The organism is Serratia sp. (in: enterobacteria), from assembly GCF_052400455.1.
Taxonomy (GTDB): domain Bacteria; phylum Pseudomonadota; class Gammaproteobacteria; order Enterobacterales; family Enterobacteriaceae; genus Serratia; species Serratia ureilytica.
The window spans coordinates 1,509,826-1,530,532 of the sequence record NZ_CP185812.1 but is presented as its reverse complement, the minus strand read 5'-3'; the positions used below and the strand labels follow the sequence as shown (position 1 = coordinate 1,530,532).

Annotated in this window: 23 protein-coding genes and 1 pseudogene; 15 read left to right on the top strand and 9 right to left on the bottom strand. The window is 61.4% G+C overall.

Features of this window, described 5'->3' with window-relative positions:
• Positions 1 to 31: 31 nt before the first annotated feature.
• From ACORQT_RS07375 to ACORQT_RS07365, 3 genes and pseudogenes are all read right to left on the bottom strand, one after another.
• Positions 32 to 322, bottom strand: coding sequence for a pentapeptide MXKDX repeat protein (locus tag ACORQT_RS07375; protein ID WP_025302107.1), 291 nt, complete (start codon positions 320 to 322; stop codon positions 32 to 34).
• Positions 323 to 381: 59 nt separating this feature from the next.
• On the bottom strand, positions 382 to 1,158 hold the full coding sequence (locus ACORQT_RS07370; RefSeq protein ID WP_164057302.1) for a molybdopterin-dependent oxidoreductase: 777 nt from the start codon (positions 1,156 to 1,158) through the stop codon (positions 382 to 384).
• Positions 1,159 to 1,168: 10 nt separating this feature from the next.
• A pseudogene (locus ACORQT_RS07365) lies at positions 1,169 to 1,466 on the bottom strand (hypothetical protein).
• Positions 1,467 to 1,617: 151 nt separating this feature from the next.
• On the opposite strand from ACORQT_RS07365, the gene ACORQT_RS07360 reads away from it, so the two are divergent.
• Both ACORQT_RS07360 and ACORQT_RS07355 read left to right on the top strand, forming a co-directional pair.
• Entirely contained in the window at positions 1,618 to 2,331 is a 714-nt protein-coding gene (locus ACORQT_RS07360) for a response regulator transcription factor (RefSeq protein WP_016928494.1), read from the top strand.
• A 3-nt stretch (positions 2,332 to 2,334) separates the two neighbouring features.
• Entirely contained in the window at positions 2,335 to 3,801 is a 1,467-nt protein-coding gene (locus ACORQT_RS07355) for a sensor histidine kinase (protein WP_108680352.1), read from the top strand.
• A 13-nt stretch (positions 3,802 to 3,814) separates the two neighbouring features.
• Here the strand turns inward: ACORQT_RS07355 and ACORQT_RS07350 are convergent, their stop codons facing one another.
• Positions 3,815 to 5,233, bottom strand: coding sequence for a heavy metal sensor histidine kinase (locus ACORQT_RS07350; RefSeq protein WP_164057301.1), 1,419 nt, complete (start codon positions 5,231 to 5,233; stop codon positions 3,815 to 3,817).
• Positions 5,230 to 5,901, bottom strand: coding sequence for a heavy metal response regulator transcription factor (locus ACORQT_RS07345; RefSeq protein ID WP_164057300.1), 672 nt, complete (start codon positions 5,899 to 5,901; stop codon positions 5,230 to 5,232). The genes ACORQT_RS07350 and ACORQT_RS07345 overlap by 4 nt, the downstream gene beginning before the upstream one ends.
• A 140-nt stretch (positions 5,902 to 6,041) precedes the next feature.
• On the opposite strand from ACORQT_RS07345, the gene ACORQT_RS07340 reads away from it, so the two are divergent.
• From ACORQT_RS07340 to ACORQT_RS07325, 4 genes are all read left to right on the top strand, one after another.
• The gene (locus ACORQT_RS07340) at positions 6,042 to 6,668 is read left to right on the top strand and encodes a hypothetical protein (protein ID WP_116286517.1); all 627 of its coding nucleotides are present in this window, start codon (positions 6,042 to 6,044) and stop codon (positions 6,666 to 6,668) included.
• Between the two features lie 13 nt (positions 6,669 to 6,681).
• Positions 6,682 to 7,287: a cytochrome b/b6 domain-containing protein gene (locus ACORQT_RS07335; protein ID WP_147837781.1), complete on the top strand. Its 606-nt coding sequence runs from the start codon at positions 6,682 to 6,684 to the stop codon at positions 7,285 to 7,287.
• Entirely contained in the window at positions 7,280 to 8,047 is a 768-nt protein-coding gene (locus tag ACORQT_RS07330; RefSeq protein ID WP_147837780.1) for a molybdopterin-dependent oxidoreductase, read from the top strand. The genes ACORQT_RS07335 and ACORQT_RS07330 overlap by 8 nt, the downstream gene beginning before the upstream one ends.
• A gap of 122 nt (positions 8,048 to 8,169) precedes the next feature.
• Positions 8,170 to 8,697: a hypothetical protein gene (locus tag ACORQT_RS07325; RefSeq protein WP_049866663.1), complete on the top strand. Its 528-nt coding sequence runs from the start codon at positions 8,170 to 8,172 to the stop codon at positions 8,695 to 8,697.
• 149 nt (positions 8,698 to 8,846) lie between these two features.
• Here the strand turns inward: ACORQT_RS07325 and ygbI are convergent, their stop codons facing one another.
• Positions 8,847 to 9,617: a DNA-binding transcriptional repressor YgbI gene (gene ygbI, locus ACORQT_RS07320; RefSeq protein WP_042783995.1), complete on the bottom strand. Its 771-nt coding sequence runs from the start codon at positions 9,615 to 9,617 to the stop codon at positions 8,847 to 8,849.
• A gap of 283 nt (positions 9,618 to 9,900) precedes the next feature.
• On the opposite strand from ygbI, the gene ltnD reads away from it, so the two are divergent.
• The 6 genes from ltnD to ACORQT_RS07290 all read left to right on the top strand — a co-directional run bounded on the left by ltnD (position 9,901) and on the right by ACORQT_RS07290 (position 15,554).
• The gene (ltnD, locus tag ACORQT_RS07315; RefSeq protein ID WP_072628056.1) at positions 9,901 to 10,815 is read left to right on the top strand and encodes an L-threonate dehydrogenase; all 915 of its coding nucleotides are present in this window, start codon (positions 9,901 to 9,903) and stop codon (positions 10,813 to 10,815) included.
• Positions 10,815 to 12,074: a 3-oxo-tetronate kinase gene (gene otnK / locus ACORQT_RS07310; protein ID WP_164057299.1), complete on the top strand. Its 1,260-nt coding sequence runs from the start codon at positions 10,815 to 10,817 to the stop codon at positions 12,072 to 12,074. The genes ltnD and otnK overlap by 1 nt, the downstream gene beginning before the upstream one ends.
• A complete protein-coding gene (otnC, locus tag ACORQT_RS07305) occupies positions 12,071 to 12,703 on the top strand; it encodes a 3-oxo-tetronate 4-phosphate decarboxylase (protein ID WP_089191378.1) in 633 nt (210 codons plus the stop codon). The genes otnK and otnC overlap by 4 nt, the downstream gene beginning before the upstream one ends.
• 3 nt (positions 12,704 to 12,706) lie before the next feature.
• Complete coding sequence (otnI, locus tag ACORQT_RS07300; RefSeq protein ID WP_046686680.1) at positions 12,707 to 13,483, top strand: 2-oxo-tetronate isomerase; 777 nt, start codon at positions 12,707 to 12,709, stop codon at positions 13,481 to 13,483.
• A gap of 106 nt (positions 13,484 to 13,589) precedes the next feature.
• The gene (locus ACORQT_RS07295; RefSeq protein WP_042783990.1) at positions 13,590 to 14,960 is read left to right on the top strand and encodes a GntP family transporter; all 1,371 of its coding nucleotides are present in this window, start codon (positions 13,590 to 13,592) and stop codon (positions 14,958 to 14,960) included.
• A 63-nt stretch (positions 14,961 to 15,023) separates the two neighbouring features.
• Positions 15,024 to 15,554, top strand: a complete 531-nt coding sequence (locus ACORQT_RS07290) for a GNAT family N-acetyltransferase (RefSeq protein WP_033650561.1) — start codon at positions 15,024 to 15,026, stop codon at positions 15,552 to 15,554.
• Positions 15,555 to 15,558: 4 nt separating this feature from the next.
• Here the strand turns inward: ACORQT_RS07290 and ACORQT_RS07285 are convergent, their stop codons facing one another.
• Entirely contained in the window at positions 15,559 to 16,431 is an 873-nt protein-coding gene (locus tag ACORQT_RS07285; RefSeq protein WP_099784306.1) for a LysR family transcriptional regulator, read from the bottom strand.
• Positions 16,432 to 16,522: 91 nt separating this feature from the next.
• Between ACORQT_RS07285 and ACORQT_RS07280 the strand changes: the two genes are divergently transcribed.
• Entirely contained in the window at positions 16,523 to 17,506 is a 984-nt protein-coding gene (locus tag ACORQT_RS07280) for a nitrilase family protein (RefSeq protein ID WP_164057298.1), read from the top strand.
• Positions 17,507 to 17,592: 86 nt separating this feature from the next.
• Here ACORQT_RS07280 and ompX read toward each other — a convergent pair whose 3' ends face one another.
• Positions 17,593 to 18,111, bottom strand: coding sequence for an outer membrane protein OmpX (gene ompX, locus ACORQT_RS07275; RefSeq protein WP_019454480.1), 519 nt, complete (start codon positions 18,109 to 18,111; stop codon positions 17,593 to 17,595).
• A 400-nt stretch (positions 18,112 to 18,511) separates the two neighbouring features.
• Between ompX and rhtA the strand changes: the two genes are divergently transcribed.
• Positions 18,512 to 19,399 carry a threonine/homoserine exporter RhtA gene (rhtA, locus tag ACORQT_RS07270; RefSeq protein WP_164057297.1) on the top strand — a complete coding sequence of 296 codons (888 nt, stop codon included), beginning with the start codon at positions 18,512 to 18,514 and terminating at the stop codon, positions 19,397 to 19,399.
• Positions 19,400 to 19,531: 132 nt separating this feature from the next.
• Positions 19,532 to 19,999 (top strand): N-acetylneuraminate anomerase, encoded by a 468-nt coding sequence (nanQ, locus tag ACORQT_RS07265; RefSeq protein WP_033650557.1) that lies wholly within the window; start codon positions 19,532 to 19,534, stop codon positions 19,997 to 19,999.
• On the opposite strand, the gene ACORQT_RS07260 is transcribed toward nanQ, so the two are convergent.
• A complete protein-coding gene (locus ACORQT_RS07260; protein WP_164057296.1) occupies positions 19,981 to 20,532 on the bottom strand; it encodes a shikimate kinase in 552 nt (183 codons plus the stop codon). The two genes, nanQ and ACORQT_RS07260, sit on opposite strands and share 19 nt — an antisense overlap.
• Positions 20,533 to 20,707: the final 175 nt, after the last annotated feature.

The window sequence follows — 20,707 nt, the reverse complement described above, 5'->3', positions numbered from 1 at the left end:
TTTGCCGCTTGCGGCCGCGGGGTGAGGCGGCTTAGTGCCCCATCGCATCCTTTTTCATCTCGTCTTTCTTCATGCCGTCTTTGGCCATACCGTCTTTCGCCATGCCCTCTTTTTTCATGGCGTCTTTGCCCATTTTGTCTTTCTTCATGCAGTCCTTGCCCATGCACTCTTTCTTCATCCCATCTTTCGCCATGCCGTCGTGCGACATCTGGCTCATGCCGTCCTTTTTCATCGCGTCTTTACTCATGCCGTCCGCGGCGTTGGCGCCGGCCACGCCCAGCATCAGCGCGCTGCACATCATCATTGCGAATAACTTTTTCATGGTATTTCCTTCCGTCATGTCAAAGGCACCGGAGTGCCGGAGAATGGCCGGCGGCCGCCTCAGCTGCCGCCAAACCAGTTGTAACCCTGGTCTTCCCAGTAACCGCCCGGGAAGCGGTTGGTGACCTCGATCACCTGAATGTGCTTCGGATTCTTGTAGCCCAGCTTGGTCGGCATGCGCAGCTTCATCGGATAGCCGTACTTGCGCGGCAAGGTCTGGCCGTCGTAGGTCAGCGCGATAATCGTCTGCGGATGCAGCGCGGTGGCCATGTCGATACTGGTGTAATAGTCGTCGGCGCATTTAAAGCTGACGTAGCGGGCGCTCAGATCCGCGCCGATTATCTTAAGAAAGTTGGCGAACGGCACGCCGCCCCACTTGCCGATGGCGCTCCAACCCTCGACGCAAATATGACGCGTCACCTGGCTAACCTGCGCCATCCGATGCAGCTGCGGCAGGCTCCAGGCGCGCTTGTCCTGCACCAACCCCGCCACTTCCAGCCGATAGTCGTCGCCATTGATGTCGGGCGCCTCCTCCTCGGCGTAAAAGGCGTTGAACGGGAATGGCCGGGTGATCATCGACTCCGGGTAGACCGGCGCCAAACGATCGCCGTTGAACAGCCAGCCCTGTACCCGATCGTTGAGGCGCGAAATGCGGCTCAGCGCCTGCTCGACGTTGGCGTTGCCGCTGAGATCGCAGCCGGTAAGCATAGCGATACCGCCCAGCGTCAGGCCGTTGCGCAGAAAGCGGCGGCGGGACGACGCGGTCAACAAGCGCTGCGCTTCTTTGACGATCGCCTGCCCTTCAACGATCGTCATGGTCTGTTTATCCTTTTTCATCGTGAACTCCTTAACGTCCGCGCAGCATGGCCAGCAGCGTGCGGGGCACCAGCGCCACCATCACCAAATGGATCGCGACGAAGGCCACCAGCGCCGACATGGCGAAAAAGTGGATATAGCGCGCCGCCCAGCCAGCCGCCGAGCGTCAGCTCGTTGAAAAAGCTGAAGTTGAACAGCGGCGAAGCGTTGTAGATGCGCCAACCGCTGGTCACCATGATCAGCATCGCCAGCGCATTCAGCCAATGCGTTAACCGCAGCCACAGCGGATGTACGGTCTGTCGTTGTTCCGGGGTGAGGGTGAGGCTCATAACGATTCCTGCCAGCTAACGATGCGATGCACCGAGTATTCCCCGGATTTGTTCCCCAAGACCTCACGCAAAGTTAAATAAAATGTGATAACTCCGCCGGTGGCGGTTGTGTAGACTTCAGAGAGAATCGGGCTAATCAGCGGTAATGAGAATGGACAAGCCAAAACGAATTTTGATCGTCGAGGACGACGGCGACATCGCCGAGCTGCTGCAGCTGCATCTGCGTGACGAGGGTTACGCCATCAGCCACGCCGCCGACGGCAATCAGGGCATGGCGATGCTGGAACAGGGCGGCTGGGACGCCTTGATCCTCGATCTGATGCTGCCGGGCGTAGACGGATTGGAGATTTGCCGCCGGGCGCGCACCATGACGCGCTACACGCCGATCATCATCACCAGCGCGCGCTCCAGCGAGGTGCACCGCGTGCTGGGGCTGGAGCTGGGCGCCGACGACTATCTGGCCAAACCCTTTTCCATGCTGGAGCTGGTGGCGCGGGTCAAGGCGCTGTTTCGCCGCCAGGAGGCGATGAGCCGCAACCTGCGCATGGACGCCGGCGCTCTCAGCTTCAACGATCTGACCATCGATCCCATCGCCCGCGAAGTGCGCCTGCACCAACAGCCGATCGAGCTGACGCCGCGCGAATTCGACCTGCTGTACTTTTTCGCCCGCCACCCGGGCCAGGTGTTCTCGCGCCTCAGCCTGTTGAATCAGGTCTGGGGCTATCAGCACGAGGGGTATGAGCACACCGTCAACACCCATATCAACCGGCTGCGCATCAAGATCGAGCGCAACCCGGCGGAACCCGAGCGCATCCTCACGGTGTGGGGCATGGGCTATAAATTCGCGGCCGCGCCGCAAGAGTGAGCCATGAAAAACCTTACGTTAGCGCAACGCCTCACGATTATCTTCGCGCTGCTGATCGTCATCGGCTGCGCCTTTTCCGGCTGGATGCAGGTGCGCAGCAATACCCAGTACAGCCAGGCGGTGATCCAGCGCCTGTCCGGCAACCTGGCGCAGCATATCGCCGACAGCAATCCGCTGCTGGGGGTGAACGGGCCGGATCCACAGGCGGTGCATACCCTGTTCGATCAGCTGATGGCAGTGAACCCCAGCGTTGAGGTTTATCTGCTCGACAACCAGGGCGCAATCATTGGCAACGCCGCGCCGGCCGGGCATCTGAAGCGGCAGCGGGTCGCGCTGGCGCCGCTGCAGGCGCTGCTCGATGGCGCGCAGATGCCGGTGTATGGCGACGATCCGCGCAGCGCGGACGGGCGCAAGGTGTTCAGCGTTGCGCCGCTGAAGGTCGACGGCCGGGTCGAGGGCTATCTGTATGTGGTCTTGCTCGGTGAAGAGTACACGGCGTTGGCCAGCAACGCCCAGTTCAACTCGGCGGCCAGAATGGCGCTGTGGACCTCCGGGGTGATGGTGCTGTTCAGCCTGCTGGCCGGCGGTTTCGCGTTCTACTGGGTCACTCGCCCCATCCGGCGCCTGACCCGTCAGGTCAATGCGCTGGACAGCGGCGGCATTGAGGCGGTGCAGGCCTACGCGGCGCTGCCGGCGGTGCCGGCCGGGCGCGACGAGGTGAGCCAGCTGCAACAGGCCTTCCACCGCATGGCGCAGCGCCTCGCCGAACAGTGGCAAACGCTGGCGCAGCAGGATCGGCTGCGGCGCGAATTCATCGCCAACGTCTCGCACGATCTGCGCACCCCGCTCACCTCGCTGCACGGCTATCTGGAAACGCTGTCGGTCAAGGCCGCCACCCTGAGCGACACCGATCGGCGGCGCTATCTGGAGATCGCGCTGGCGCAGAGCCGCAAGGTGGGCAAGCTGGCGCAGGAGCTGTTCGAGCTGGCGCGGCTGGAATATGGCGTGGTGAAACCGCAGAAAGAACCCTTCTCCCTCAGCGAGCTGCTGCAGGACGTGTTCCAGAAGTTCGAGCTGGCGGCGGAGGCGCGCAACCAGCGGCTGCACGCCGACATCGCCCCCGGCGTGCCGCCGGTGTTCGCCGATCTCAGCATGATTGAGCGGGTGCTGACCAACCTGTTGGACAACGCCATTCGCCATACGCCGCCCGGCGGCGACATCGGCGTGCGGCTGTGGCGGCAGGAAGACCAGGTGATGGTGCAGGTCAGCGACAGCGGCCCCGGCATTCCGCAGACGCTGCGCGCCGATCTGTTCGTGCGGCCGTCTGTCCTGAGCGGCGCCCGACGCCCCGCCGGCGGGCTGGGGTTAATGATCGTGCGGCGCATTCTGCAACTGCACGACAGCGACATTCAGCTGATAGAACAACCACAAAGCGGCGCCTGCTTCCGCTTTGCCATTCCGCCGCGTTAATCCGGCATATCGGTTATTGCGCTAGCGGGAACCGCAGGCTGAAAATGAGGCTGGCGACAGGCGCGCGCTCGATACATTCGGCGCGCACCTCACCGCCGTGCAGCGTCATGATGGCGCGCACGATGGACAGCCCGAGGCCGCTGGCGTGGCTGCCGGCGCTGCGCGCGGGATCGGCGCGGTAGAAACGATCGAACAGCTTTTCCAGGTGCGCCGGCGCGATCGGCGGCCCCTGATTGATGACCTGCACCCACCAGGCATCGGCACGCCGTTCGGCCCGCAACACGATCAGGCTGTTTTCATCGGCATAGCGCACCGCGTTGGCCACCAGGTTGCTCAGCGCCCGCTGGAACAACATCGCGTCCGCCTTCAGCTCTCCTTCCCCTTCACAGCTCAGCACGATGCCGCGTTCTTCCGCCAGCCCTTCGAAGTAATCCGCCACCCGCCGCAGCTCGGCCGCCACCTCCAGACGACTGTAGTTCAGCGCGGACTGCGCCTCACCGGCGCGCGCCAGAAACAGGATGTTTTCCACCATGCGCGAAATACGCTCCAGCTCGTCCATATTGTTCGACAATAGGGTTTCGTACTCCTCCACGCTGCGGGGTTGATACAGCGCCACCTGACACTGGCCCATCAACGCGCCCACCGGCGTGCGGATCTCATGGGCCAGATCGGCGGAAAACTGCGTCAGCCGCTGATAGCCTTCATTCAACCGATCGAGCATCGCATTGAACGACCGGGTCAATTGCTGCAACTCCTTCGGCGCCCCCTGTTCGCTGAGGCGAGTGGACAATGTATTGGGCGCGATCTGCGACGCCTGCGCCGCCATGCGCCATAGCGGCTTCAATCCCCGGCGCATGACCCCATAGCCCAGCAGCGCAATCAGCAGGAAAGCCACAATGACCGCCGCGACAATGCGCCACAGGTAACGCGCCAGCATCTTCTGCTCGTTGACCATGACGTGCGCAGCGGAGATCTGCAGCAAACTGCCGTCTTCCAGACGCACCATCGCCGATGCCGCGCGCAGCGGCACCCCCTGCGCCGTCTCCCCGCCGCGCACGGCGGCCAGCGTCTGCGCCTGTTCGGGCGGCGTCGGCGCGATCGGCGGCAGGGCCACCCTGGCCGAATTCACATTGATGAGCGGTTTTTGCCCCGGAATTTGGAAAATCAACACATCCTGTTCATTGCCCAGCATATTTTCGAACAGGCCGTTATTGGCGGTCAGGCGCGCCAAAGGAAAGCGCTGCCCCAGTAAATGGCGGAAATACTCTACGCGCCCGGTCACCTGCAGATCGCTGCGGAGCGTCATTTCCTGGCGCATCGCGCCGAACAGATACCAGCCCGCCCCGCTCACCACGCAGGCGGCCACCAGCGCGAACAGCATGGCGGTACGCAGCGTCAGCGACACCGGCCGACGTGAAGCGCGGGCGTTCACGAGCGCGGCTCGCAAACATAGCCGATGCCGCGCACGCTGTGGATCAGCTTGACGTCGAACGGCCGGTCGATTTTGGCGCGCAGGCGTTTGATGGCCACGTCAACCACATTGGTGTCGCTGTCGAAATTCATGTCCCACACCTGAGAGGCGATCTGCGTGCGCGACAGCACTTCGCCTTCGCGCCGCACCAGCAGATGCAGCAGCATGAATTCTTTATTGGTCAACGGGATCACCTGATCCTGGCGCACCGCCCGGCGGCGCAATACGTCCAACTGCAGATCGGCGATGGCGTAATGATCGGCTTCGCGCGCCGGCCCGCGGCGCAGCAAGGTGCGCAAACGCAGCACCAGCTCGGTAAAGGAAAACGGTTTGATAAGATAGTCGTCCGCGCCCAGCTCCAGACCGTGGATGCGATCCTGCACGCCATCGCGGGCGGTGAGAAACAGGATCGGCACGTCGCTTTTCTTGCGCAATATCTCGATGATCTGCCAGCCATCCAGCCCCGGCAGCATGACATCGAGCACGATCGCATCGTAGTCCTGCTCCAACGCGCGAAACAGCCCGTCGGTGCCGTTGCGCGCTAAATCGACGCTGTAGCCCGCTTCCCCCAGCCCTTTCTTCAGGTAATCCCCTGTGCCGATATCGTCTTCAACTACCAGTATTCGCATGCTCGCCACCTCGTTACGTCTGCAAAAATACTAGCAGCTTCGGCGGACAAACTTGATGACATTAATGTCATCAAACGGCCATGGCGCTGACCCAGTAGGTCAACCATGCTTAACCGGCAAACTCATTTCAGGAGAACGTTATGATTACCCGTCATCGTATAGCCGGTTTACTGTTGTCCACGTTACTGCTTTCCAGCGGATTGGCCGCCGCCGCTCAAACGCCGGGCAAGGTGATTGCGCCGCTGCGCGGCACCATCACGCAAGTTGCCGACGGCAATCTGCAGCTGACCGACCGCAAGGGCGAGACACTCAGCGTCAAGCTGAACGATCAAACTAAAGTGCTCAGCGTTTCCAAAGCCACGCTGGACGATATCAAACCGGACAGCTTTATCGGCACCGCCGCCGTGCCGCAGCCGGACGGCACGCTCAAGGCACTGGAAGTGCACGTGTTCGCCGCCAGCCTGCGCGGCACCGGCGAAGGGCATTCGGCCTGGGAATCCGCCGACGGCAAAGTGGATACCATGACTAACGGCACCGTCGGCAAACTGGTGAAATCCAACGGCCGCACCCTGACCGTCACTTACGGTAACCAGCAGAAAACCGTCGTCGTGCCGGAAGACGTGCCGATCGTGACGCTGGATCCGGGCGATCTGAGCCTGCTTAAACCGGGCGTGCACATCGTGCTGTTCTCCGCCGCCGACGATAAGGGCCAGCGCGTCGCCACGCGTATTTCCGCCGGCAAAGACGGCACCGTGCCGCCGATGTAACCGGAGGAATGCCATGAAGACCAACGCGTCGCCACCGGTGCATCGCTGGCCGGTTCGAATCACTCATTGGATCAACCTGTTCGCCATGGTGTGCATGTTCATGAGCGGTTGGGAAATCTACAACGCCTCGCCGCTGTTCGATTTCCGCTTTCCGCCGCAGATGACGCTGGGCGGTTGGCTGGGCGGCGCGATTGGTTGGCATTTGGCGGTGATGTGGCTATTGGCGCTCAACGCCGTCTGCTATCTGCTGTGGAGCCTGTTCAGCGGCCATTTTCGCCGCGATTTGTTGCCGCTTCGCGCCGACGCGCTGCGGCAGGATATCTGGCTGGCGATGACGCTGCGCCTGCGCCACCGGCATGGCCGCTACAACGCCATTCAGAAACTGATGTACCTCGGCGTGCTGGCGCTGGGGCTATTACTGGTGCTGTCTGGCCTGGCGATTTGGAAACCGGTTCAACTGCAGGTATTGGTCGCGCTGTTTGGCGGCTTCGACTTCGCGCGCTACGTGCATTTCTTCGCCATGGCCGGCATCGGCCTGTTTGTGGCGATCCACGTCTTTATGGTGGTTGTCGTGCCCAAAACCCTGTGGGCGATGATAACGGGTGGCAAACATGAATGAGAAAAAACAGCGGGCAACCGCGCCGACGCTGGAACCGGATCAAAAAAAGCAGCTGGTCAATCTGCAACGCCGGTTGATGTTGCGCTCCGGGCTGACGCTGGGCGGCATCGCCATGCTGACCGGGTGTAATCTGCAAGACGGCGATCGGGTGGATAAAGTGCTGTGGGCCATGTCGCGCTGGAACGACCGGGTGCAGGCCTGGCTGTTCAGCGGCCAGCGGTTGGCGCAAACTTACCGGCCGGACCAGATCACCCACCCTTTCCCCTTTAACGCATTTTACCCGGAATACAACGTCCCCGAGATTGATCTCGCCGGCTACCGGCTTGAGGTCGCGGGGAAAGTGGAGAGAAAAGCGCCCTGGACGCTGGAACAGCTGCAGCGGCTGCCGCAGCAAAGCCAGATCACGCGCCTGATCTGCATTGAGGGCTGGAGCGCCATTGGCCAATGGGGCGGCGTGCCGCTGCGCACCTTTCTGCAGCACGTCGGCGCGGATCTGAATGCCGGTTACGTCGGCTTCAAATGCGCCGACCGTTACTACGCCAGCCTCGACATGGCCACCGCGCTGCATCCGCAGACCATCCTGGCGTTGGATTTCGGCGGCAAGGCGCTGCCGGCGGACTACGGCTACCCGCTGCGGCTGCGCGTGCCGACCAAGCTGGGGTTCAAAAACGCCAAACATATCGCCGCCATCTTCGTCAGCGACGTCAATCCGGGCGGGTATTGGGAGGATCAGGGCTACAACTGGTTCAGCGGCATTTAGTTTTGCGCGGCGCTGCGCACAACCTTCATCGGCGGCTGGAGGATCGTCTCCGCCGCGGTTAATAATCTGTTCGTCACAAAGGGGATAACTATAGGAAAAATAATAGTAAAAAGGATTTTATCATGGAGATTGATGTGAGGGAGTCACACACTGGAATAGCAGACACATACAGATATCAGATTGCCGTCAGAAAAGGTGATGGTAAATCGGCCATCTATCATTTGGATTTCAAGAGAATTGGGCAAAACATGCACCATTGGTTTGCCCCAGTGTATGTGGACACTGCTCTCCTCAATAATGCTTTCTCTCTGGAGTTTTATGATGTTAAGGCGTTGAGCGACGTAAACAGGCATCGGCGCTCAGCTTTCGATACCTATACCGCAATGCATTATACCCTTCTCCAACGCGAACGCTTATTCGTTGTTGGCATCGGGGAAACTCTTCTCAAATTTGCCTATCAGTATCATGCCAGGATCATCTTAAGTGCACCGTTAAGGCCAGCATTAGCTAAAATTTATGATTTTTTGTTGAAAAAATACGCGCACAAAGGGCATTATTTATACAAAATAGAGTTTATAAAGGACGGCCTCTATGTCATCGAAATCCCACGTAGCCCCCATAGCATCCCATACTTGCCAACAGCACGTTAAGGAACAGCGCCTGAAAGAGATGCAAGCCTTCCACGAAGAGTGGTGGGAACAAAGGCGCCGCGAATGGCGTGAACGCGGCGGCGTTGAAGCCAGTGAACCGCCCGCACGTAGCATCGATACCGAACTTTCATCCTGATTCCGGTTCGTTCTTATTCTTCTTCTCCCGCCGTCAGCAATGCAATCCCCGCTTGCTCAATGGCCTCCCGCGCGGCGGCGGGCAACCCTTCGTCGGTAATGACGGCGTCAAAGGCAGCGATCGGCAGCGCCAGATAGGTGGCGACTTTGCCGTATTTGGACGTATCGCTGAGCAGAATGCGGCGGCGGCTGGCCTCGACGATGGCCTTCTTCACCATCACCTTATCTTCGTTCGGCGTCGACAGGCCGCGCATGCTCCACGAAGAGGCGGAGATGAACGCCAGATCGATAAACAGACCGCGCAGCGCCTGCGCCGCCGCCTCGCCGACGCAGGAGCGGTTTTCCCGGCACACGGTGCCGCCGGTGTGGATGATTCGGCACTGGCTATGCTCTATCAGGAACCCGGCGATGACAAAGTCGTTGGTCACCACCGTCAAATCGTCACGTTCTCCGATCTGTTTCGCCAGCGCCAGCGTGGTGGTGCCGGCATCCAGATAGATACAGCCATTGGCGGGAATTTGCCGCGCCGCCAGCCGACCGATGGCGATTTTCTGCCGGCCGAACATCCCCTCTTTGGTCTGGTGAGAAGGTTCGCTCGCCACCCGTTCCGGCGCCTGCACGCCGCCCGAGACCGACTGCACCGCCCCCTGCTCTTCCAGCTTTTGCACGTCACGGCGGATCGTCATATGTGACACCCCCAGCCGTTCGGTCAGCTCGGCGATGCTGACGACGCCGCGTTCGGATACCAGCGCAAGAATTTGTTGATGGCGTTCTACAGGTATCACGGTTCCCTCTCGTTGCTGCGGTGATAATAATTGTGATTTTACGTCAATTTTCGTTCGCCGATAGCCCTAATTTCTCGCAGCGTGACGGCGAGCGCAGTTAGGCCAGCCAAACATAAACTTATTTAAAAACATAATAGTAATGTTGCTTCAGGCCAGAAATCGCACGAAAAACCCGTTTCACGCATTGTTAATTATTGTGATAGCGATCGCGGATAATCAGCCGACAAGCGCTTACATTTAACACAACAAAACAAATTATCACTAAAATTAACAGGAGTGCAGTATGACACACCCAGGGAATTATGCCGTTTGCGTCATCGGTCTGGGGGCGATGGGCATGGGCGCCGCGCGTTCATGCCTCCGCGCCGGATTGACCACCTACGGCGCCGATCTCAATCCGCACGCGCTGGCGGCGCTGCAACAGGCCGGCGCGAAACAAGCGTCTACCAGCGCCTGCGACTTCGCCGCCGAGCTGGACGCCGTGTTGCTGCTGGTGGTGAACGCCGCGCAGGTGAAGCAAATCCTGTTCGGCGAGCAAGGCCTGGCGCCGCAGCTCAAGCCGGGCACGGCGGTGATGGTGTCTTCGACCATTTCCGCCGATGACGCCAAACAGATCGAGCAACGGCTGCTGGACTACGGCCTGGCGATGCTGGACGCGCCGGTTTCCGGCGGGGCGGCCAAGGCGGAAGAAGGCCAGATGACGGTGATGGCCGCCGGCGCCGACGCCACCTTCGCGCGCCTGCAACCCGTGCTGGACGCCATCGCCGGCAAGGTTTACCGCATCGGCGAAACCATCGGCCTGGGCGCGACGGTAAAAATCATCCACCAGCTGTTGGCCGGGGTGCACATCGCCGCCGGGGCGGAAGCCATGGCGCTGGCCGCCCGCGCCAACATCCCGCTGGACGTCATGTATGACGTCGTCACCCACGCCGCCGGCAACTCCTGGATGTTCGAAAATCGCATGCGCCACGTGGTCGACGGCGACTATACGCCCAAATCGGCGGTGGATATCTTCGTCAAGGATCTGGGGCTGGTGGCGGATACCGCCAAGGCGCTGCATTTCCCGCTGCCGCTGGCCTCCACCGCCTTCACCATGTTTACCGCCGCCAGCAACGCCGGCTACGGTAAAGAAGATGACAGCGCGGTAATCAAAATCTTTGCCGGCATCGATCTGCCGCAGAAAAAGGAGACGCTCTGATGCAACTCGGCGTAATCGCGGATGATTTTACCGGCGCGACCGACATCGCCAGCTTTCTGGTGCAAAACGGCCTGCCGACGATGCAGTTGAACGGCGTGCCGCAGGACGAAACGCCGGTCGACGCTCAGGCGGTCGTCATCAGCCTGAAATCGCGCTCCTGCCCGGCAGAACAGGCAGTCGAACAGGCGTTGCAAGCGCTGGCCTGGCTGCAAAAACAGGGCTGCCGCCAGTTCTACTTCAAATACTGCTCCACCTTCGACAGCACCGCACAGGGCAATATCGGCCCGGTGACCGACGCCATGCTCGCCGCGCTGGGGGAAAATTTCACGGTTGTTTCCCCGGCGCTGCCGGTAAACGGCCGCACGGTCTATCAGGGCTACCTGTTCGTCGGGGAACAGCTGTTGTCTGAATCCGGCATGCGTCATCACCCGGTCACGCCGATGACCGACAGCAACCTGCTTCGCCTGATGGAATCCCAGGCCGCCGGACGCTGTGGGCTGGTGACGGCGGCGGAAATGGATCGCGGCGCCGAGGCAGTCAGCGAGAAGCTGCAGCAACTGGCGCAGGAAGGCGTGCGCTACGCGGTGCTGGACACGCTCAACGAACGGCATCTGCTTACCCAGGGTGAAGCGTTGAAAACGATGAAGCTGGTGACCGGCGGTTCGGGCCTGGCGATCGGTTTGGCGCGGCAATGGGCGCAGAACGGCGATCGCGCGGCAGAGGCGGCCGGCGCGCCGCAGGGGGAAAAGGCGGCGGTGCTGTCTGGCTCCTGCTCCGTCATGACTAACCGGCAGGTGGCGCACTATCGCGAACGCGCGGCGGCGCAGGCCATCGATATCGACCGTTGCTTCGATCCCCAGACGCGCGCCGCCTACGCCGTCGAGTTGGCGCACTGGGCGCAGCGCCATGCCGGAGAAGCGCTTGCCCCGCTGATCTACGCCACTGCATCGCCGGAGTCGCTGCAGCAAACGCAACAACGGCATGGCGCCGCCGCCAGCGAGGCGGTGGAAGCCTTGTTCGCCGAGCTGGTGGTGCAACTGCGCCAGTTGGGATTCAGCCGCTTTATCGTCGCCGGCGGCGAAACCTCCGGCGTGGTGACGCAGGCGCTGGGCATTCGCGGCTTCCATATCGGCCCCAGCATTTCCCCCGGCGTTCCCTGGGTGCGCGCCAGCGATCGAGCCATTTCCCTGGCGCTGAAATCGGGTAATTTTGGCGATGAAGCCTTCTTCACGCGCGCGCAAACGGAGTTCCCGGTATGAGCATGACGATTGAACAGCAGGCGCGTGAAGAGATGGTGCGCCTGGGCGCCTCGTTTTTCCAACGCGGCTACGCCACCGGCTCCGCCGGCAACCTCTCGCTGTTGCTGCCGGACGGCGCGCTGCTGGCGACGCCGACCGGCTCCTGCCTCGGCGAGCTGCAGGCCGATCGCCTGTCTAAAGTGAGCCTGAACGGCGACTGGCTCTCCGGCGACAAACCGTCGAAAGAGATCAGCTTTCATCGGGCGCTCTATCTGAACAACCCAGAATGCAAAGCGGTCGTGCACTTGCATTGCACCTACCTCACGGCGCTCTCTTGCCTGCAGGGGCTGGACGCCGACAACGCCATCAAACCGTTCACCCCCTATGTGGTGATGCGCGTCGGCAAGGTGCCGGTGGTGCCTTACTACCGGCCCGGCGACGAAAGGCTGGCGCAGGATCTGGCCCGCCTGGCGCCGACCCACCGCGCCTTTTTGCTGGCCAACCACGGGCCGGTGGTGACGGGTAAAGACCTGCGAGCGGCGGCGGACAATACCGAAGAGATGGAAGATGCGGCGCGGCTGATCTTCACCCTCGGCGATCGTCCGATCCGCTATTTGACCGCTGATGAAATTGCCGAATTACGGAGCTGAACCATGCCTAAATTTGCCGCCAATTTGTCGATGATGTTTACCGAGGTGCCGTTCCTCGATCGCTTTGCCGCCGCTGCCGCACAGGGCTTCAGCGCGGTGGAATTCCTGTTCCCTTACGAGCATCCCGCCGATCTGTTGGCCGAGAAACTGCGCGAACACGGCCTGCAACAGGTGCTGTTCAACACCGCGCCCGGCGATGCCGCCGCCGGCGAATGGGGGCTGGCGGCGCTGCCGGGCCGCGAACGGGATGCGCGCGCCGATATCGATCGCGCGCTGGCCTACGCCATCGCCCTTTCCTGCCCCTGCGTGCACCTGATGGCCGGCGTGGTGCCCGCAGGCGCGGATCGACGGCGTTATCTCGACACCTTTATCGCCAATGCGCGTTATGCCGCCGACGCTTTTGCGCCGCATGGCGTCAAGGTGCTGATCGAGGCGCTCAGCCCGCCGGTCAAGCCCGACTACCTGTTCGCCAGTCAGCATCAGGCGGCGGAAGCGGTGGCGGCGATCGAAAGACCGAACGTGTTCATCCAGTTCGATTTTTTCCACGCGCAGTTGGTGGACGGCAATATCAGCGGGCTGCTGGAAACGCTGGCCGGGCGCTACGCGCATATCCAGATAGCCTCGGTGCCGGATCGCCATGAGCCGGACGAGGGCGAACTGAATTACCCGTGGCTGTTCGACAAACTGGATGCGCTCGGCTATCAGGGCTGGATCGGTTGCGAATACCGCCCGCGCGGCGACACCGCCGCCGGGCTCGGCTGGCTGAAGCCTTACCGCTAAAGCCGCACGCCGACACCAGGAAATCGATTTTATAACAATGAAACGCACCCGTATCGCCACGCGGCGATCGCGGTGCCCAACGCTTACCCAACGAAAGGCTTTTTTCATGTCTACCTCTCTGCTGTTGCTGATTGCCGTACTCGGCGTGGTGCTGCTGTTATTGATGGTGATTAAGGCGAAGGTGCAACCCTTTGTCGCGCTGTTGGTGGTCAGTTTGCTGGTGGCGCTGGCCAGCGGCATTCCGACCGGCGAAGTGATGAAAGTGATGACCGCCGGAATGGGCGGCGTACTCGGCTCGGTGACCATCATCATTGGTCTGGGGGCGATGCTCGGCCGCATGATCGAACAATCGGGCGGCGCCGAGTCGCTGGCGCAGCGTTTCAGCCAGGGTCTGGGGCCGAAACATACCGTCGCGGCGCTGACCCTCGCCGCGTTTATTCTCGGCATTCCGGTGTTCTTCGACGTCGGCTTTATCATTCTGGCGCCGATTATCTATGGCTTCGCCAAGGTCGCCAAAGTGTCGCCGCTCAAGTTCGGCCTGCCGATGGCCGGCGTGATGTTGACGGTACACGTCGCGCTGCCGCCGCACCCCGGCCCGGTCGCCGCCGCCGGCTTGCTCAACGCCGACATCGGCTGGCTAACCATTATCGGCCTCGCGATCTGTATTCCGGTCGGCGTTATCGGCTATTTCGCCGCCAACTACCTCAACCGCAAAACCTATCCGTTATCGATAGAGGTGCTGGAACAGCTGCAGCTGGCGGCGCCGGAGCCGCGTCCGGAAGATCACGCGCCGCTCAGCGATCGCATCAACCCGCCCGGCGCCGGCCTGGTGGCGGCGCTGATCGTCATCCCGATCGCCATCATCATGCTCGGCACCGTCTCCGCCACGCTGTTGCCGGCCGGCTCGGCGCTGCGCGATGCGCTGTCGCTGCTGGGCTCGCCGGCGGTGGCGCTGATGATCGCCCTGCTGCTGGCCTTCTACTTCCTGGCGCTGCGCCGCGGCTGGAGCCTGCAACACGCCAGCGACGTGATGGGGGCTGCGCTGCCGACCGCCGCAGTGGTGATCCTGGTAACCGGCGCGGGCGGCGTGTTCGGCAAAGTGCTGGTGGAATCCGGCGTCGGCAAGGCGCTGGCGGAAGTGCTGACGGCCATCGGCCTGCCGCTGGTGCCCGCCGCCTTTATCATTTCGCTGGCGCTGCGCGCCTCGCAGGGGTCCGCCACCGTGGCGATCCTGACCACCGGCGGTCTGTTGTCGGAAGCGGTCAGCGGCTTGAATCAGCTGCAGCTGGTGCTGGTAACGCTGGCGACCTGTTTCGGCGGGCTCGGGCTTTCGCACGTCAACGACTCCGGTTTTTGGATCGTCACGCGCTATCTGGGGCTGTCGGTGGCCGATGGCCTGAAGACCTGGACGGTGTTGACCACCCTGCTCGGCCTGAGCGGCTTCCTGTTCACCTGGCTGTTGTGGCTGGCGGCGTGATTTCTCTGGCATACTGAACGCCGTTGTTTTTCATCGCCTTTCATCCTGTGCAGGAGCAGCAACATGACCGTAATCAACACCGCGCCCACGCTTATCACCGAACGCCTGCGGCTGGACGCGCACACGCTGGACGACTTCGACTCGCTGGCCGCGCTGTGGGCCGACCCGCTGGTGGTGCGCTATATCGGCGGCACACCGCGCGACCGGGAAGACTCCTGGGGGCGCCTGATGCGCTACGTTGGCCACTGGGCGCTGTTGGGATACGGGTATTGGGCGGTGCGTGACAAGCAGAGCGGCGAGTACCTCGGCAGCATCGGCTTCTCCAACTTCCTGCGCGACATCACCCCGGCGCTCGATGCGCCGGAGATGGGCTGGACGCTGGTGAGTTCGGCGCACGGCAAAGGCTATGCCACCGAGGCGCTGCGGGCGGCGCTGGCCTGGGGGAAAACGCACCTGCCGGGGGAAAAAACCGTCTGCATCATCTCGCCTGAAAACCAGGCTTCGCTGGCGTTGGCGAAAAAGGTCGGCTTCAGCGAAAGCCACCGCAGCGAGTACCATCAAAACCCGATCGTGGTGATGCACTGCCCGCTTTGAATGCCTAAGCGCGTTGCACCGCCAACGCCGTCTGAATGAAGTTGTCCCGCAGCGCGTCGGTGCGCTGCGGATCCCAGGCGATACCGACCTGCCACTCCGTCTCCTCGCCGCTCAGCGATAAAATGTCGATGCCGGCCGGCGCGATATGCGTGATGCTGTGCGGCAGCAGCGCGACGCCGACGCCGGCGGCAACCAACGCCAATAGCGTCTGGATGTCGCCGGCCTGCTGCACCACGTTCGGCGTCAGGCGGTGAGCGGCGATAAACCGCAGCGACTGATCGCTCAGCCCGCGCCCGCGTTTAGGGGTCAATTGCAACAGCGGCAGCTGATTGAAACGCGCCATCAGATCGTCGGCGCGCAGCGCCAGCGCGCCCGGCGCGGCCAGCACCAACCGATCGCTCAACAACGCGACGCCGCACAGCGGCGTATTGACCGGCAAGCGCACGAACCCCGCCTGCAACTCTCCCTGCAGCAACAGCTGATACTGCCGCTCCGACGGCAGATCTTCGAGGCCAATCGCCACCTCGGGAAACCGTTGGCGAAAGGCGGCCACCAGCTGCGGCGCCAGATGAAAACTGGACAGGCCAAACCCCAGCGCCAGCCGCCCCGCTTCCCCGAGCGCCACCCGCCGCGCGCGCCGCTGAAACTGCTGATACTGCTCCACCAGCGCCTGCGCCTCCGGGTAAAGCCGCCGCCCGCCGGCAGTGAGCACCGCCCCTTGTCGGCCGCGCTCGAACAGCCGAACGTCAAGCTGGGCTTCCAGCGCCTGAATTTGCTTGCTCAGCGCCGGTTGGCTGATGCACAGCAGGCTCGCCGCCTGCCGATAGTTGCCCTGCTCCGCCAGCGCCACCAGGGCGCGCAGTTGTTTTATATCCATTCCATTAGGTTATCAAATAAGGAATTTAATTGATTATACAGTAATCAATTCGCCTGCTGTAATCAATGCAGACCCCAACCGGAGAGATCCCATGACCACCTCATTACGCGCCGCCACGGTGCAATTCCAGCATCATGCGAATGACAAGAATTACAACCTGTCGACCATGGAACGCTTTATCGCGGAAGCGGCCGAACAACAGATACAGCTGCTGGCCTTCCCGGAAATGTGCGTCACCGGCTATTGGCACGTGCGCCATCTGTCCGACGCCGAAGTGCGGGCGCTGGCGGAGCCGATCGTGAGCAGCCCTTCGCTGGCGCGCATTCGCCCGCTGGCTGAGCGTTACAACATGGCGATTGGCGTCGGGCTGATCGAGCTGGGCGATGACGGCCGGTGTTACAACGCCTATGCCGTTTGTCTGCCGGACGGCGAACTGCATGTGCACCGCAAACTGCACGCCTTCGAGCACCCGGCTATCGCCAGCGGCGACCGCTATACGGTGTTCGATACCCCCTGGGGCGTACGCGTGGGCGTATTGATCTGCTGGGACAATAATCTGGTGGAGAATGTGCGCGCAACGGCGCTGCTGGGCGCGGACGTGCTGATCGCCCCGCACCAAACCGGCGGCACCCATTCGCGCAGCCCGCACGGCATGAAGCCGATCCCGCAGGCGCTGTGGCAGCGGCGCGTGGAAGATCCGCAGGCGATAGAAGCCGCCTTTCGCGGCGAACACGGCCGCGGCTGGCTGATGCGCTGGCTGCCGTCGCGCGCTCACGACAACGGGCTGTTCTTGCTGTTCAGCAACGGCGTGGGCCGAGATGACGATGAAATACGCACCGGCAACGCGATGATCCTCGATCCTTACGGCCGGATCGTGGCGGAGACCTGGGTGGCGGAAGACCGGATGGTCAGCGCCGAGCTCGATCTGACGCTGATCCCGCTCAGCACCGGTCGCCGCTGGATCTACGGGCGGCGCCCCGAGCTGTACGGGTTGTTGACCGAGCCGCAAGGCTACGAGCGCGATGCCCGCAGCGCGCGCTTTTCGACGCAGCCGACGGGGCGCGGCGGTGAATGACAGATAAAAAAAATCCGCCCGGAGGCGGATTTTTTATGGGTGCGGCAAACAAGGCCGCAGGTTCATGCCCGCAGGCACGAACACACTTAGAAGCGGTAGCCTACGCCAACGTTCCAGGTGCCAACGTCAACGCTGCGAATGCGGTTCTGCTCGTAACCGACATCCAGGGCAACGTTCTCGATTGGGTTGAACTGCAGACCGGCACCGTAGGTGAAGCCGTAGTCAGCGGTGTCGTGACGAGAAGTGCCGTTCTGAGCGTTGGTAGTGAATTTACCGTAACCCAGGCCAACCAGACCATAGATGCTCGCCCAGTCATTGATGCGGTATGCTGGACCGGCAGAGATAGAGTTGTACTGAGCTTTGTTATAGAAACCGTCCTGAGAACCGTCCTTTTCCAGGTGGGTAAAGGAACCGATTACGCCCAGTGGGTTGTTGTCGAACTCGTAACGGTATTTCAGGTTGAAACCGTCGGCTTTGTTAGCAACGCCTTGGAAATCACCCTGCGCATAGCCAGCGGATACGGTGCTCTGACCAGCGAATGCGGTACCTGCGCTAACTGCTAATACGCAAGCTGCTACTGCGGAAAGACATGCAATTTTTTTCATAACCACCTCAAACGCGTTTTATTATTAAGTACATCCATTTGTTCATGCTTTGAAAATATAACAAAAATTAGCGTGAAACTCTGCCTTGAAATGAGTGTCTAATGCTTTATATCGTGTAACAGAAGATTTCAAGAACAGTGTATCTTCTTCTTTTCGCTCTATTTTCGGCCGTATTCTACGACTTTCTGTGACAAAAATCACCTATTTAATATCCAGATAATTCTTAAGAAAAAGCGCATTTTTTGACCAAATCCGCCACATCTCATCCGAGGATCGGCGGATTTCACCGCGATGCGCGCTTTTCTCAGACAGATTTTCGCCATTTCATTTACACTGCTCGCATCCCCGTTTCGACCGTTTTCTCAAGGCTGAGGAACGGCGCATAAAAGGCCCGTTAAGGATGTCGTTATCTACTGCCGGCAGAGCGCCCTCCGCGCTGCTGCCCATTTGTCTGTTAATCATCGCCATGGTGTCGATCCAGAGCGGCGCTTCGTTGGCCAAAAGCCTGTTCCCGATCGTGGGCGCGGAAGGCATCACGACGCTGCGTCTTTTCATTGGCACCCTGATTCTGTTCATCATCTTCCGCCCGTGGCGCATGCGCATCGCCGCCGGCAGCCGCTTGCCGCTGTTGATTTACGGCCTGTCGCTCGGCGCGATGAACTACCTGTTCTACCTGTCGTTGCGCACCGTGCCGCTCGGCATCGCCGTGGCGCTGGAGTTTACCGGCCCGTTGGCGGTGGCCATGTTCTCGTCGCGGCGGCCGATCGACTTCCTTTGGGTGGCGTTGGCGATCGCCGGGCTGTGGTTCCTGCTGCCGCTTGGCCACGGCGTAGGCGGAATCGACCCGTTCGGTGCCGCCTGCGCGCTCGGCGCCGGCGCCTGCTGGGCGGTCTATATCATCTTCGGCCAGAAGGCCGGCGGCGATCACGGCCCCGGCACGGTGGCGCTCGGCTCGCTGATCGCCGCGTTGGTGTTCTGCCCGATCGGCGCCTGGCAAACCGGCAGCGTGCTGTTCAACGTTGAGATTCTGCCGATAGCGCTGGCGGTGGCGATCCTCTCCACCGCGCTGCCTTATTCGCTGGAGATCATCGCGCTGCCCAAAATTCCGGCGCGCACCTTCGGCACCTTGATGAGCCTGGAACCGGCGATGGCGGCGTTATCCGGCATGCTGTTCCTCGGCGAACACCTGAGCGACGTGCAATGGCTGGCGCTGGCGGCGATCATCGCCGCCTCCATGGGCTCCGCCCTCACCATTCGCCACAAACCTCGCCTCGAAAGCCTTTCCTGATGACCCGACTCGCCTGCAGACCGCAACGTCGGAATGCAGGCGGGTTAACTGTTTTCCTCGTGACAAGTCGGCATACTTCCCCTTAGCCTGTATCGCAGGCTCTTTGGACTTTCGCTCACATGGAGAATAACAGTGATTCACAACAGCCTGTTCAACCCACGCTTCGGCCGCGGACTCGCGCCGGCGCTGGTTTCAACCCTGACCGAATTGCGCCGATGCGACCTGCCAGAACTGGCGCTGGGGCATCACCCGATCGACGGCGACAACATCTTTATGGACGTGATGACGCTGACCACCGCGCCGGCGGCGGAAAAGCGCGCCGAAATGCATCAGGAATACATTGCGCTGCATCTGCTGATCAGCGGTGAAGAGCGCATCGAATACGGTCTGGCGGGCAACGGACATCGCGAACACCCCCACGCGGAAAATAGCGATCTGCTGCTGCTGGACATCAAACGCCACCCGCAAACGCTGCACATGACGCACGGCATGTTCGCCCTCTTTTTCCAGATGGAGCCGCACAAGACCGGCTGCGTGTGGCAGCGGCCACAGCAAATCAAGAAAGCGGTGGTGAGGATCCATCACCGTCTGCTGCTGTGAACCTGCGGCAGCGCCCGTAGAAAATCGGCGGCCTGGCGGGGAGAACGCAGGCGCACGAAACGGCGTCCGGCGTCGGGACGAGCCATCTCCGCCAGGTATTTTCGCCGGTTCTTCGAGTAAGTGCGGATCGTCCAGAGCACGATCGACTCGCGGCTGAAGAAAGAACGGCGGAAGCTTTCCCGATTGCCGGTGCCCGGCCACAGCTCACGTTTGCCGGCCGCGCGTCGGCACGCGCGGCGCACGGCCTGCCACAGCGTGCGGCCGAAACCGTAGTCCAGCCACAGAATATAATCGACCTCGCGCCACTTGATCGGCTGCGTGCGGCTGTAATTGCCGTCCAGCACCCAGCCATCCCCCGCTTCGGCCAGCATCTGTTCAAGCCGCGCCAGGAACGCGTCATCGGGCGTTCCCTGCCATTCGGGCCGCCAATACAGCCTGTCCATCTCGATATAGGGCACGCCAAGCCGTTCCGCCAGTTGACGCGCCAGGGTGCTTTTACCGCTGCCGCTGGTGCCGACGACGTTAATTTTCATTATTCGCCTATAAAGAGAGAGGATAATTGCCCTACTGTAGCGGCATCAATTACCGCTATCAATATGAATGGATGAGAAATTAACACCACGATAACAAAGCGGATATTTAGCCGAAACCCGCAAGCGAAAAAATAAAATAACCAGGGTAAATTTTCACAGCCATAAACAATAAATC